We start from the raw sequence: 14,809 nt of genomic DNA, 5'->3' as shown, positions 1-14,809 counted from the left end.
AAAAGTGTCCTCAAGTGTCCTCTGGCTCAATCTATCGTTGTCAAAGACGCAGAATAAAAGCAGATAGAACATTTTCCTCCCATGGAGCACTTTACTATAGTGGTCAACATTGGTGGTCGCTGATAGATGGCTTAAAAGCGCCTCGGGAATGAAATCCAGAACCTGACTAAGGGAAACTTTGTGGTCATTGAATACTGACATAAATGTTTGATTATCAGTATAAATATACAAAATTTAAACGACAAAAACAAGTTAATTATTTGATTATCAGGTAATTGTAAAATTATTTTTTGCGCATATAAAAACAAAAAAGTCGGAAGAAAATCTTCCGACCATGACTACCAAATATGGCGGTTTTTTTTATTTTGCTAATTTGTATTAATTCTAAATAAAGAATTGTGCGAATGTTTTTAATTCAATGAATATTTCAATAACTATCAATGATTTATAAATTTTAGCATGGTTTTCAGCTTGTTTTTTATCCATTTTTCAAAGAGAATGATTTTTTTTTAAAAATTTAATTTATTTAGGCCGTTAACTTTTGTTCTTGTTAATTTTTTTTAACATATTTGCAGATTATAATTAAATAGTGTTAATATGAATGTAAAATTACGATTGTTATCCGTTGGCGTATTGTTCTTTACGGGACAGGCATTAATGGCACAGAAAGCTAAGAGAGATACAGCTAGCACAAAAGACATTGAAGAAGTAGTTGTAATTGGAAACATCAAGTTGGATCCGGCTCAGAAAGTAGGTTCTTATAGTACAGTTTCTAAGGCTAACTTTGAGTCTACGCCATTCTCATCTGTTGATGAAGTTTTGAATGGTAGAGTTGCAGGTTTGAACTTTTCTTCCGCAAGTGGTGATCCAGGGTCTTCTAATATGGTAATTGTCAGAGGGGTGAGTTCTTTGATTGGAACACCTAACCCTTTATATGTTATCGATGGTGTAGTTGTAGGTAAAGGAGCGGACAATGCCCAAGTAATGGAATCATGGAATCCTTTAGCGGCTATTGATCCAAATGCCATAGAGTCTGTTCAGGTTTTAAAAGATGCATCGGCTACTGCATTGTACGGTTCCAGAGGTGCTAATGGTGTAATTATCATTAAAACAAAAAAAGGAAAATTCAATCAGAAAACCAAATTTGAATTCTCTACAGAAACAGGACTTCAGGATAGAGCTTACGATAAGATGAAAGTGATGAATGCTGATGAGTATATCAAGTATGGTTCAATGCTGGTATGGAATAGTAGAGGACAAGGGGTGTCTGAGGATCTTGTTACTAATATGGACGAGGCAAAAACCTATTTCCTTCAAAATTATGAGAATACTTATTATAATGAAGGAGATTTAAAAAATACCAATACAGATTGGATTAAAGCTGTCACCAGGGGTACATCGGTTGTTAATACATATAATTTTGGAGCTTCAGGTGGTGGAGAAAACACGTCTTTCAGAATTGGGGGTTCTTATTACCAAAATAAACCATTAATTTTAACCTCTGCATTTGATAGGATAAGTATTAATGCAGCTGTTGACCATAAGGCATCAGATAAACTAAAGTTTGGTTTGAATTTAAACTATTCTAATGTAAAAAGAAATACTTACTATGGGGGAAGGGCTTCTGCGAATCCTGTAACCTCGGCAATTATGCTTTCTCCATTGAGACCTATTTATAATGAAGACGGGTCTTATAATCAATTAGATTTAGGTGAGGGGGCAGGAAATAATACTCCTGGTTTTAATCCGGTATCTATGTTAAATGAAGCAAGACAATTGTCGGCTATTAATACGTTCATTACATCAGCCAATATGGATTATAGTTTTTCAAAGAATTTTTCTTTCAATTCATTATTTGGTGCACAAGCAATGTTCATGAGAGAAAGAGAAATTGTAGCTGCAGGACACCCTGTGTTTACTATTATGACGCAGGATCAAGGGTTTTTAGGTGATCATAGAACAAATACATTGGACTGGAACTGGAGTAATACGTTTAACTATCATAATGTTTTCGGGGATCGACATTCTGTAGATGCATCAGCAGGGATGGAATATCAAGATCACACCTATAATGTTTTGAATGTGCAAACATTTACAACAAACTCAAATGATCCATATTTCCAATTTTCGGATGATCAATTTGCAGATAATGATGATCTAGCTTGGAGACAAATTTCTTACTTCGGAAGATTAAATTATAGCTTTGATAAAAGATACTCTGTATCTGGTCAAATCCGTAGAGATGGTAATTCTACTTTAGGAACTGAAAAATTTGGTACATTTTGGTCAGTAGGTGGTTCTTGGAATGTGGCACAGGAGTCATTCGCTCCAAAAGCGTTTTCAACTTTTAACATAAGGGCTAGTTATGGTGTTTTAGGTAATATCCCTTATGCGGATCAATGGGGTGCACAATACAACTCTGCAACACTGCTTGGTTACAATTGGACTTATAATTACGGAGGAGCTGGTGGATTTGGATCAATCGTGAATGCAGGAAACCCTCTTTTAACATGGGAAGAATCTAAGCATTTGGATATTGGAGCTGAAATCGGTTTCTTTAACGATCGATTGAAGTTTACATTAGATTATTACAGAAAAATAACGGATAATGCTATAGATTATTTCTATCCTGCGGCAGAATCAGGTGGGCCAAGTGCTTTCTACTCGAATATTGGAAAAATAAATAATAAAGGATTTGAATTAGTAATAGAGGCAACTCCAATAAGAACAAGTAATTTCCAATGGTATATCAATGCAAATGGGGCTTATTCAAAAACTGTTTTGGATGAATATAACCAAGCTTTACGTACTTTTGAAGGAGATGATGCAGGTGATGCTACCAATGCTTTAGTAGCGTTAGCACCAGGACATGTACTTGGAGAGTACTATACTTGGTTATGGGCAGGTGTTGCAACAGCTGATGATGCTACTAAGGGTATCAAAGCGGGTGATGCACTTTGGTACACAAACGGTGATAAAACCGATGTGACAAATGATAAAACAAAAGCAGATAGAGCTTGGTTAGGTAAGAGCGCCTTCCCTTTATATAATGTAGGAGTTACTAATGAGTTCAAATATAAAAACTTGACATTAAGTTTCCTATTGTCAGGACAATTTGATTTCTATGTTCAAAATGGTGTTCAGTCCTACACGTTGCATGATGGTAGATTTCCAACACGTAACCAAATTACAGATGCTTTATATGATAGCTGGACAGATGCACCAGGAATGGAAAACTATACGGCAAGTAACCCTAAAGCAATTATTGGTAATCCAAGCAATTCTAGATTGGAATCAGATCGTTTTATGAGAAAAGGTGACCACATACGACTAAAAGAAATGAAAATATCCTATTCTTTTGGAAGTTTGTTTAAAGAAAGTGTTGGGCTTAATAATTTAACAATTTATTTAAGAGGAACCAATTTATTAACATGGGCGTTTGATAAAAACCTTAATTATGACCCGGAATCAAATTCTAATTCTTGGTCATGGTTAGGTAAAGGAAGATATTGGTATGCTTCACCAGTACTTAGAACAATGTCTCTGGGAGTTCAAGTAGGATTTTAATTAAAACAAAAAGAAAATGAAAAAATATATTTTAATCGCATCGTCATTATTATGTCTGGCATTTACAAATTCTTGTAGTGAATCAGATCTTGACCTGGAGGCTCAGAGTTCAGACAACATTGAAGTACCTTTAACTGAGGAGAAAATGCAAATGTTGCTTAAAGGGGCATACTTTAATATGTCATCTACTAGCGGATATGGGACAGAGCTTTTGTTGTTTGGAGATTTATTGGGCGATAAATTATTTATGTCATCAACCAACGCATTATATTTATTCACAGCTAATAAAACTTATGGTCCTAATCAGAGCGATTTTGGTTTTTATAGATTAATGTACGATGTCATAATGAGCTGTAACTTGGTTATCAATGATACAAATGTACCCTCTAATGCCAATGTTGAAAGAATAAAAGCTGAAGCAAAATTAATGAGAGGATACGCTTATTTCATTTTGGTTAATTATTATTCTCCAACTCCAACTTCTGGTATCAATCAAGAGTATGGTGTGCCGATTGTGTTGAGTAACTATGGTTCATTGATTCAGCCGGCCAGATCCACAGTTGCTCAGGTCTATGAGCAGATAATTTCTGACCTTAAAGCTGGGGAACAAGGTGCTGAAGCAGCACCATCTACTAAAGTGCTTTTAGGGAAAGCAGCAGCAAAATTGTTATTATCAAAAGTTTATTTAACAAGAAGAGCACCTGGGGATGCTGAACTTGCATTGCAATATACTTCGGACCTAATCAATAATGCAGCATCATATAAATTGGCTCCAATAGATCAAGCAGGCTATGTAAGTTATTTTTCGGGTGATAACGATGCCTTGGCTGAAAACCAGCCTGAGACAATCTGGGAGCTTGATCAAAACGAAAATTCAAATATTGTTACCGGAATAGGTTCTAATATTGCCTTGCCGGCTTACTATAGTAGATTGGATTCAAAGAGAAATCTTATTTTCATGCAGTCCTTTTATGCATCTTTTAATACTACGGATGTCAGAAGAAGTTTATTTGCGGTCAATAATGCTACTGGTAATCAAGGGTATTGGACAACCAAATACCCAAATAAAACTAGGCCTGATGCCAATTCAGCTCTAAAAGATTACATGAGAAATCTTAAAATTCTAAGATTCGCGGATGCAGAATTGAGTCATATTGAAGCGCTTTACCACACAGGTCAGCAGACTTTAGCGCTTACAGAATTAAATACATTTTCTGCAAAAAGAAAAGGTAAGGTTTATACAAGTACAGGGGCTGAACTACTTACTGATATAATAACAGAAAGATCAAAAGAATTTTTCGGAGAAGGACAGAGGTTCTTGGATCTTAAGCGTTACAATTTGCCAATTACAAAAGCATCAAATTGCACAATGAATTGTGATGTTCCTGCAAATGATAAATTATTCGTTTTGCCAGTCAGTCAATCAGCTGTTAATGCTAATCCAAACTTAAAACAATATCCAGGATATAACTAAAATTATTTTTCAGGATAATATTAAAACACCTTATAAAATAGTAAGGTGTTTTTTTATGAAAAATATCAAATGTAAATGTTAATTAAAAAAATGGTGTTAAAAATTGACTGGATTTCAGTATTAATTATTATATTTACAGTAAAATTAAATTTTATCATATGAAAAAAATATTATTTTCTTTAGCATTGCTTTCTCTTGGAAGTCTATCACAAGCTCAGACATGGGTGCCGAAAACAACAGGAGCTCCGGCACTACACTATGTAAATGTTCTTAAAGCTGTAGATGCCAATACAATTTGGTTTAGTGACACAGCAGCTTCTTCTGCTACAGATACGGGTAGATATATTGGTCTATCAACAGACGGTGGGAACACTTGGGCGAATAAATTGATTTCTGGTCCTATTGCTGCAGCTACCATTGGAGATATGCATCCGATTTCTGCTACTACTGCATGGATTGTTAGCTCTGGTTCAGGTTCCCAAAATGGTATTTGGAAATCTACTAATGCTGGAACAAGTTGGACGAAACAAACAACAGCATCGTTTAGTACAGGAATTTCCTTTGCAAATGTGGTTCATTTTTGGGATGAGAACAATGGATTCTGTGCAGGAGATCCATTTGGTACAGGAGCTAACTTAAGATACGAAATGTACACTACAACCAATGGTGGTACTACTTGGACCAATATTCCTACTGGAACAGCACCTACCCCGCTTGATGGTGCGGAATATGCATATACCTCTAAAATTACGGTTCAAGGTAATAATATCTGGTACGGAACAGACTTGGGAAGAGTTCTTTATTCTCCAAACAGAGGGGCTTCTTGGCAAGCATTCGAGACTCCTGCTGTTGATTTTGGTGGAGTAACAGTTACTGGATTTACAGCTGATGTAGCGTTCAAAGATTCTACTAATGGATTGTTGATATCCGATGAAGATGGAGTTTCTTTGTTATATTCAACTTCTGATAGTGGAGCTACCTGGACACCTATTACTCCTAATGGAACTTTTTATTCTAACAATATAGCATATGTTCCGGGAACGGCCAATACTTATGTTACTTCAGGGTTTGATGCAGGATCAGCTTACTCAACAGATGGTGGATTGAACTGGACTGAGATTCCGGGTGATGCAACTTATTCACCATATTTTGGCTCATTAGCATTCGTAAGTCCGACCGTAGGTTTTGCAGGAGGGGTTAGTCAGGCGGTTAGTACTGCTACAGGATTGCCAATCCCAGCATTCAGTGTTTTTTCAGGTAACCTTAATTTAGGTGTTTCTGATGTAAACGCTAACAAAACCAGGTTGACTGCTTTCCCTAATCCAGCTGTAGATGTTGTTACTTTGAAATCTTCTAAGGATATCAAAGAAATTGCAATTATCGATTTGTCAGGTAAAGTTATCAAGAGAGAAAAATCTAACGCACAAGTTAATGTTTCTAATCTTGCAAAAGGAACTTACGTAGTTCAAGCTGTTTATGCTGATGGAAGTGTTGAAAACACTAAAGTTATCAAAAAATAATTTAAATATTATTTATATAATTAAATCCCGCAATTTGCGGGATTTTTTATTTCAGTATAATTAGTATTTTTGTACTCAAATTTCCTTGATGAAATACCTATTCACTCTGTTATTGTTTTTGAATATCATCATTAATGCACAACAGATAAATAAAACGGATTCTAACAAAATCTCTTCCGATACTTTAAAAGTAGATTCCGGGGAGAAGGATTCATTAGAAATATACAAGCCGACCATTTATGATTATCAGGTCAAAAAAAGATTCTCCGAAAAGAAGATCTACGATACGACATTTGCTATTGAGAGGTCATACATCGTAACCCAGTATAACAAAAAAGATAACTTTGGAAAAATCCAATATGCTAATGTTGGTTCAGGATTTCAGAATTTGATGTATGAGAAAAATGCAGAACAAAATCTTAGCCTTCTCCCTGAAAATAAATCATTCTATATTTTAGGAGAAAACGACATCAATTATTACGATGTCAAAACACCAACAACCACATTTTTCTATAACAACGCAATGAAAAATGGAGGGCAGCTTCATACAACCTACACGCAAAATGTTGGCAAGAATTTCAATTTTGCGATAGAATATATGGGATTAAGGTCGCAAGGTCTTTATCGAAATAGTTTAGCGGCAAGTAACAATACGATTTTCAGTGGACATTATACTTCTCCAAATGGTAAGTATGAGGCCTATGCCCATTACATCCATCAGAACGTAAACAATCAGGAAAATGGAGGTATAGCCGATCTGGATGTGTTCTTAAGTGGTGATTCCAGATTCAACAATCGTCAAAATATCGAGACCAATTTATCTGGTGCTGAATCGAGATATGGTTACAGACGATATTATTTTAGCCAGGATTTTTCACCTTTTGACCCGGCGAAATACCCGTTCAAACTAAGGCATACAATTTATCATCAGGGAAATAAATACTATTTCTCGGAAACTACAACGAATACAGATTTTTTTGGTGGTATAGATATTACAGGATTTTCTCTAGATAGTAAAAAGTTTTCCAACAATCTCAGCAATACATTCACTTTGGTTTGGGATAATGAGAAATTCAAATTGGATGCAGGATTCCGTCATCAGTATATTACTTTTGGAAACAAAAATGCTTATCCTGTATTAAATATTCCCGGATATTTCAAAGAACAGAGATTCGGAGCCGTTGGTAATTTGCAAATTAAATTATTAGATAAGATCCAACTGAAATCCTTTTTGGAGATTTCCAAAGGTTCAGAATTCGGAGATTACATCAAAACAACCAACGAATTGGTCTTTGAGCCGATTAAAGATTACTTGGTAGAAGGTAGAGTTAATTTCCAGTCGGCTTATCCGAGTTTTAATTATCTCGTGAATTCTTCGCATTACCTCAATTATAATTATTATCTGCAAAACCCCAATAATGAAGCCGTAACACAAATCGGTGGAACCTTGAGACTAGCAAAATGGTTCGACACACAATTGTTTGTGGATTATTATAGAATCGATAATTATACATATTTCGACAATTCAGCAAAACCGCAACAGAGTTCATCTTCCCTCAACATTTCTCAGATCGGTGGCGAAGCAACTGCCAGTTATAAAAGATTTCATTTGAACGGAAGGGTGTTGTTCCAAAAAGCTTTGACCAACGATAATCTTTTACCAATGCCGGATTTTATCGGCAGGGTCAATTTGTATTATCAAGCTCCGGCTTTCAAAAAAGCTGCGGAAATCCAGGCTGGAATTAAATTATACTATTTCACCAAATTTGCTTCGAGAGAATATTCACCGATTCTGAATGATTATATTTTACCCGGAACTAGCGCTTATTCAATTGGAGGACAGCCTATTGCTGATGTTTACATTAATATGAAAGTGAAGCGTATGTTTTTCTATGTAGAAGGTCAGCATATCAACCAGACTTTTATGCAGAACAAATCGTTCACGGCACCAAATTACCCTATTTATGATTTTCGATTGAATTTAGGTGTGGTCTGGTATCTTTTCCACTAATTTTGTTAGAATAATTATGGCAGCTTTATTCGCCTTCCGCTCCCAAACCTAACGAAGTGGTTCGATGAAGTCAATCTTTTTACTTTTTAGCAAAAAAGCAAAAAGGATTTCCGCTCAAATCGAGGAACGAGATTCATCGATTCAAATGAAAAAATAAATAAATTAGAGATAAGTCGGGCTGCAATTAAAACATAAAAATAACATTTGTAAATAAATAGAACCTTAAAACTTTGCTGAGTGAAACGCCTTTGCGTATCTTAAAAACAATAAGTTGTTAAAAAAACTTTGCGAACCTTGCGTTAAAAATATAAAAAGTATCAACCAAATGACCATCGGTTTCGAACATATAGACAGCATTCCACAGCTTATAAAAGACTTCTTGGGGAAAAAATTGGAAGGATTTCAAAATAAAACTTTCGATTTAGACAACTTCAAAAATCAAATTTCTGAGAAACAAAATTCATATTCTGAGGATAAAAGAGAAATCCTTTACAATGCAATTTTCTTTCAAAATCAGGAAGAACAGATGTCTCCAAAACAATTGGATTATCTTTTCTCTTTGAAAGATAAAAATACTTTTACAATTACAACCGGTCATCAACTTAATCTGTTTACAGGTCCGGTTTTCTTTGTTTATAAGATCTTGCAGACCATCAAAACCGCAGAGTTTTTAAAATCCAATTTTTCGGAATTCAATTTCGTTCCCGTTTTTTGGATGGCAACGGAAGACCACGATTTTGATGAGGTCAACCACTTCAAGACCCGTGAACATTATTACGAAATCAAAGGCAATACTGGCGGCGATGTTGGAAATATCAAAATCGATGAAACCTTTTTCATTCAGGAATTTGAGAAGGAATTCAGAGACAATCTCTACGGAACCGAACTGATTCTCTGGATTAAAAAAGCCTATCAAAAAGGAAAAACCCATACACAGGCGATTCGATATTTGGTCAATCAATTGTTTTCAGATTACGGATTACTCATAATCGATGGAAACCAAAAAGAACTGAAGAATCAGGTCAAAGATATTTTCAGAAAAGAATTATTATCAAATCAACTTTTCGAAACCACTAAAAATCAAAGACAATTTCTCGAAGAAAAATATCATAAAGTTCAGGTCAACCCAAGAGAAATCAATCTGTTTTATTTGACAGAAACCAGAAATAGAATTGAGAAAATCAACAACGATTATTTCATTCTAGAAACCGATTTGAAATTTTCAGAAGAAGAAATTCTAAATGAACTGGAAAATCATCCGGAGAAATTCAGTCCCAATGCGGTTCTTCGTCCGGCTTATCAGGAAACGATCATGCCAAATCTGGCTTACGTTGGCGGAAATGCCGAGATTATGTATTGGATAGAATTGAAAGATCATTTCGAATCCATCGATCTCCCTTTCCCCATCTTGATTCCAAGAAACTCGATGTTGTTTCTGGAAGAGAAAACTTTCAGAAAAATTGAACACTCAGGATTGAAGATCGAAGATTTCTTCGGGAACTTTGCAGAGGTTATCAATCAAAAAATACTACATAACAACGAGATCAAATTACTTCTCGAAAAGAAAGAACAAGATTTGATCAATTCATTTTCAGAAATAAAAATAAAAGCGGAACAAACAGACAAAACCTTTGTAAATCTTGTAAATGCAGAGGAAACTCGACAATTAAAATCATTCAGAAGAATGCAAAAACGCCTTTTGAAAGCCGAAAAAATAAAGCAGTCTGAGAAATTTGAGCAGATGCAAAATCTGTTTCTGAAAGTTCATCCCGGCGGAACTTGGCAGGAAAGAGTGCTGAATTTCAGTGTGTTCTATGCGGATTTTGGCAGGCAATGGATTGCCGATAGTTATCAACAAATGGATGTTCAAAAATCGGAACTGATAATGTCGCCCATTTAATCTGAAAGCATTATTTTTGTAACATTATATAAAAAGGATGGTTAAAAAGATTTTCATTTTATCAGGACTTATCGCATTTTTAGGGCTTTCGGCACAGAAAACCCACACTGTTGCACCAAAGGAAACGCCTTATGGGATTTCTAAACAATATGGTATAACGATTGATGAATTGTATCAATTGAATCCTTCCAAAAAAGAAGGTGGCCTTAAAATTGGCGATGTCATCGTCGTTTCAAAAGGAGGAGGTTCAAAAGCTGCAGCTTCTCCAGCTGTGTCAGGAACAAGATCTGGCAAAACAGGGACCATTACTTTGCAGCCAAAACAAACCATCTACGGCATTACAAAACAGTATCAGATTTCTGAAGCCGAGCTTAGAAAACTGAATCCTGAGTTAGATTCTCATATGAAAATCGGGGACAAGATTACTTTGCCAATCGATAACATTCAGAAATTTGGTGGTTCTGCGGTTACAACTGTTGCTCAAACCACAACTACACAAAAACCTGCAGAAGTCAAAACAGTAAACAAAACTGAAACGACTTCTTCGGACAAAGGTTTATATGTAGTTCAGGCCAAAGACAATTATTATAAGATCTCGAGACAATTCAACCTGACACAAAAGCAATTATTTGCTTTGAATCCGGGATTGGAAACAACAGGTCTGAAACCGGGAGAGGCAATCAGAGTTTCCGGTGCTGATCCTGTTGCCAATTCTTCTCAATCTATCAAGGTTGAAGATAATTCTCAAAGCAATGCAACTTCGGCCCCGGTTACTGAAACGACAAGGCAGACTACAGTTTCCGAACCTGAGAAAAGTTCCTCATCTGTAACTTCTTCAGAAGATGATTATGTGACTTACACTGTTCAGAATGGTGATACAATGTTCAGTATTATGAACAGATTCAATGTGACATTGGACCAGTTGATTAGCCTTAATCCAAATCTTTCTGATGGACTGAAAGCCGGAATGGTTTTGAAAATCAAGAAACAAGATCCGATGTATTCTAAAAAAAGCGGTGATGTTTTGAGTGTTGTTGTGATGCTGCCTTTCGGATACGATGCGAACGATGCCAAGTACAGAACAATGTCTATGGATTTCCTGACGGGTGCAAAATTGGCAGCTGAGAGAAATGCAACTAATGGACAAAAACTGGACATCAAAGTGGTAGATGCCGGCAACGAAACGACTTTCAAGAACAGTCTTTCCCAAATCAATCCTGATAATACAGATTTGATTGTTGGGCCTTTTTTCAAATCAAGTGTTCTTGAAGTTCTGAGATTTGTAAATGATAAAAAGATTCCTGTCGTTGCGCCATTTGCGAACTCGGAAGACCTTTTTGATTACAGCAATCTGATTATCATCGAAACTGAAAACTCTGTTTATTCGGATAGAATCGTAAAAGAAGTAGGTCAGGTTTATCAGGACCAGAAAATCTACATCGTGGCAGATAATTCCAAAGCTAATGCTAACGCGATTAAATCCGGTTTGGAAAAATCATTGTCAAAACCCAATGTGGTTATTGTTAATTCTTCATCAGAAATTCAATTAGAAAACAATATGATGACAGGGCAATCTGTTCCTGTGATTGCAATTCTGGCTGACGATGACGAGTCTGCGGGTGCTGCATTTGCTTCAAAAATTATTGCGCTTGGAAAGCAAACAGATGGCGTAAAAGCCTTCAGTATGTTCTATAGTCCAAGCTTTGAGAAAAATGTGGATGACCTTTCAAAAGCGAGTCTGGTTTATCTGATGGACAGAAAAATCAACTACGAGGGCGATTTCGAAAAAGAAATTCTTGCCGCTTACAAAGGCAAATATTGTAAAACACCATCAAAATATGCCGTTATCGGTTTTGATGTGATGAACGATATGTTGACGAGAGAAAACAAAAAAGGTGAAATCTTCAAACAGATCGGCAAATCACAAACGCAGCTGGCTACAAAATTTGAATTTGTAAAAGCAAAACCAAATGGCGCTTACATCAACAACGGTTACAGAGTAGTGAGATTGATGCAGTAATATAATTGATAGGCGATGAATGATAATTGATTCAAGATTCGCTGATTCGATATTAATAATAAACAAAATTTAAACATTGATGAATCATCATTTATCATTCATCAATCATCATTTATAAAAGTATGAAAGCACTTGTATTTCCTGGGCAGGGTTCACAGTTTGTCGGGATGGGAAAAGAATTGTACGATTCCCGAAAAGATGTGAAAGACCTGATGGATTCTGCCAATGATATTCTAGGTTTTGATATTGTTTCTGTAATGTTCAACGGAACTGACGAAGACCTTAAAAAAACCAGCGTTACCCAGCCGGCTATTTTCCTGCACTCGGTTGCTGCAGTAAAAGTAGCGAACGGACTGGGCGCAGAAATGGTTGCCGGACATTCTTTGGGCGAATTTTCTGCTTTGGTCGCCAACGGCGTTTTATCTTTTGAAGACGGATTGAAATTGGTTTCCGAAAGAGCACAGGCGATGCAGATGGCTTGCGATATCAACCCAAGTTCTATGGCTGCCATTCTCGGTCTGGAAGATGCGAAAGTTGAAGAGATCTGTGCAGAAATCGAGGGAATTGTTGTTCCTGCCAATTACAACTGTCCCGGACAATTGGTGATTTCCGGAGAAACAGCGTCTGTGGAAAAAGCTTGTGAAGCCTTGAAAGCCGCCGGCGCAAAAAGAGCTTTGTTGTTGCCTGTTAATGGTGCGTTCCATTCGCCATTGATGATGCCGGCTCAGGAGAGATTGGCTGCTGCGATTGAAAACACGAAGTTCAGAAATGCAACGATTCCGGTTTATCAGAACATCACGACAACTGCGGTTTCTGACCCGGAAGAAATTAAGAGAAATCTTATCGCACAGTTGACGGGTCCGGTAAAGTGGACTCAGAGTGTTCAGAATATGATAAAAGACGGCGCAACTAATTTTATAGAAGTTGGACCAGGAAAAACACTTCAGGGTTTGATAAAGAAAATCAATCCGGAAGTGACTGTTGCTTCTGCAATTTAATTAAAGAATTTTAATCCGAAGTGCCGAAGTAGGCTGCATAAGATTCTACGCTTTGTCTGCTAAATCTAAATTCCCTGTGGGAAATTTAGCAAAGCTCCGTAGGAGCGAGATGTTGTAGAAAAAATAATAAACAATTAAGTGAGCTCCGTAGGAGCGAAATGATTGTAATATTGATGGTCAGCTTTTCTTGAAGCTCCGTAGGAGCGAGATGTTTATAGGAAATAATGACCAATTGAGTGAGAGCTCTATAGGAGCGACACATTGGTCTTTAGATTAATAATTAAAAAATAATAGCGCATATATGAAGAGAATCTTCTCTCCCGGTAAATTAATGCTTACCTCAGAATATGTTGCTGTTGATGGCGCTCTTGTCCTGGCTGTTCCAACAAAGCTGGGACAAGAGCTTTTTTATACGGAGAATGAAGACCAAAAGTCATTGATAGTTTGGGAAGCTTATCATCAGAATCAATTATGGCTAAAGGCTAAAATTGATTATAAAAATTGGGAAATTATTGAAACCAATGATTCCAAAGCGGCAGAATTCATTCTTAAAACGCTCAGAAATGTTCAGAGTCTTTCTGAATCCAAACTAAAAAATGATACTTCTTATCACATCAAAACCAATCTTCAGTTTCCTTCAGACTTTGGATTGGGAAGCAGTTCTACATTAATGAACAATCTTGCAGAATGGGCAGATATCGATGCTTTTATTCTGAACGAAATCAGTCTTGGCGGAAGTGGATATGATGTTGCGGTTGCGAAGGAGAAATCTGCAGTTCTCTACAGCCGTTTTCCGGAAAGGACTTATCATAAAATTGATTTCGATCCGAGTTTCAAAAATGAACTGATTTTCATTCATCTCAACCAAAAGCAAGATACAAGAGAAGGAATTTCTCATTATAAGTCCAAGCCGACTTCAACGGAATTAATCAATGACTATTCTAAATTAACCAAATTGATTGTCAACAGTCAGAATTTGGAAGAATTTTCAGAATTAATGACCATTCACGAGCAAAAACTGTCCGATTTCCTCGGAGTTCCAACTGTGAAAGAAAAATATTTCCAAAATTGTCCGGGCTTTGTCAAAAGTTTGGGAGCTTGGGGTGGAGATTTCGTTCTGACGTCCAAATTTGGAGATTATGAAAGCTATTTCAAAAAGCAGGGTTTCTCCAAAATCTTTCAATGGTCAAGTTTAATTAGTTGATTATTAATTAATTATAAATTTCATTTAAACTGATGAAAGTCAGTTTATAAAAACTTTGATAATTCGCCGATATTTTTACATTTGTCGCAACACCCTTAATCTTCAAAAAAATTAA

8 protein-coding genes and 1 pseudogene are annotated in these 14,809 nt (G+C 36.2%); 8 read left to right on the top strand and 1 reads right to left on the bottom strand.

What is annotated here, in order from left to right:
• A pseudogene (locus K319_RS21335) lies at window positions 1-201 on the bottom strand (DUF4372 domain-containing protein); the annotation flags it as partial.
• A gap of 396 nt (window positions 202-597) precedes the next feature.
• On the opposite strand from K319_RS21335, the gene K319_RS20165 reads away from it, so the two are divergent.
• From K319_RS20165 to K319_RS0110085, 8 genes are all read left to right on the top strand, one after another.
• Window positions 598-3,567: a SusC/RagA family TonB-linked outer membrane protein gene (locus tag K319_RS20165; RefSeq protein ID WP_051230594.1), complete on the top strand. Its 2,970-nt coding sequence runs from the start codon at window positions 598-600 to the stop codon at window positions 3,565-3,567.
• Between the two features lie 16 nt (window positions 3,568-3,583).
• On the top strand, window positions 3,584-5,041 hold the full coding sequence (locus K319_RS0110115) for a RagB/SusD family nutrient uptake outer membrane protein (protein WP_027383563.1): 1,458 nt from the start codon (window positions 3,584-3,586) through the stop codon (window positions 5,039-5,041).
• A gap of 158 nt (window positions 5,042-5,199) precedes the next feature.
• The gene (locus tag K319_RS21045) at window positions 5,200-6,561 is read left to right on the top strand and encodes a T9SS type A sorting domain-containing protein (RefSeq protein ID WP_051230592.1); all 1,362 of its coding nucleotides are present in this window, start codon (window positions 5,200-5,202) and stop codon (window positions 6,559-6,561) included.
• An 88-nt stretch (window positions 6,562-6,649) separates the two neighbouring features.
• Entirely contained in the window at window positions 6,650-8,572 is a 1,923-nt protein-coding gene (locus K319_RS0110105) for a putative porin (protein WP_027383562.1), read from the top strand.
• 325 nt (window positions 8,573-8,897) lie between these two features.
• A complete protein-coding gene (gene bshC / locus K319_RS0110100; RefSeq protein WP_034671664.1) occupies window positions 8,898-10,472 on the top strand; it encodes a bacillithiol biosynthesis cysteine-adding enzyme BshC in 1,575 nt (524 codons plus the stop codon).
• A 37-nt stretch (window positions 10,473-10,509) separates the two neighbouring features.
• Window positions 10,510-12,492: an amino acid ABC transporter substrate-binding protein gene (locus K319_RS0110095; RefSeq protein ID WP_034671630.1), complete on the top strand. Its 1,983-nt coding sequence runs from the start codon at window positions 10,510-10,512 to the stop codon at window positions 12,490-12,492.
• 122 nt (window positions 12,493-12,614) lie between these two features.
• Window positions 12,615-13,490 carry an ACP S-malonyltransferase gene (gene fabD / locus K319_RS0110090; RefSeq protein WP_027383559.1) on the top strand — a complete coding sequence of 292 codons (876 nt, stop codon included), beginning with the start codon at window positions 12,615-12,617 and terminating at the stop codon, window positions 13,488-13,490.
• Window positions 13,491-13,791: 301 nt separating this feature from the next.
• Window positions 13,792-14,694, top strand: coding sequence for a GYDIA family GHMP kinase (locus K319_RS0110085; RefSeq protein ID WP_027383558.1), 903 nt, complete (start codon window positions 13,792-13,794; stop codon window positions 14,692-14,694).
• Window positions 14,695-14,809 lie beyond the last annotated feature (115 nt).

The organism is Epilithonimonas caeni DSM 17710 (assembly GCF_000426465.1).
Classification (GTDB): Bacteria; Bacteroidota; Bacteroidia; order Flavobacteriales; family Weeksellaceae; genus Epilithonimonas; species Epilithonimonas caeni.
Note: the sequence above shows the minus strand (reverse complement) of the source record. Positions and strands in the feature narration are given on the sequence as shown.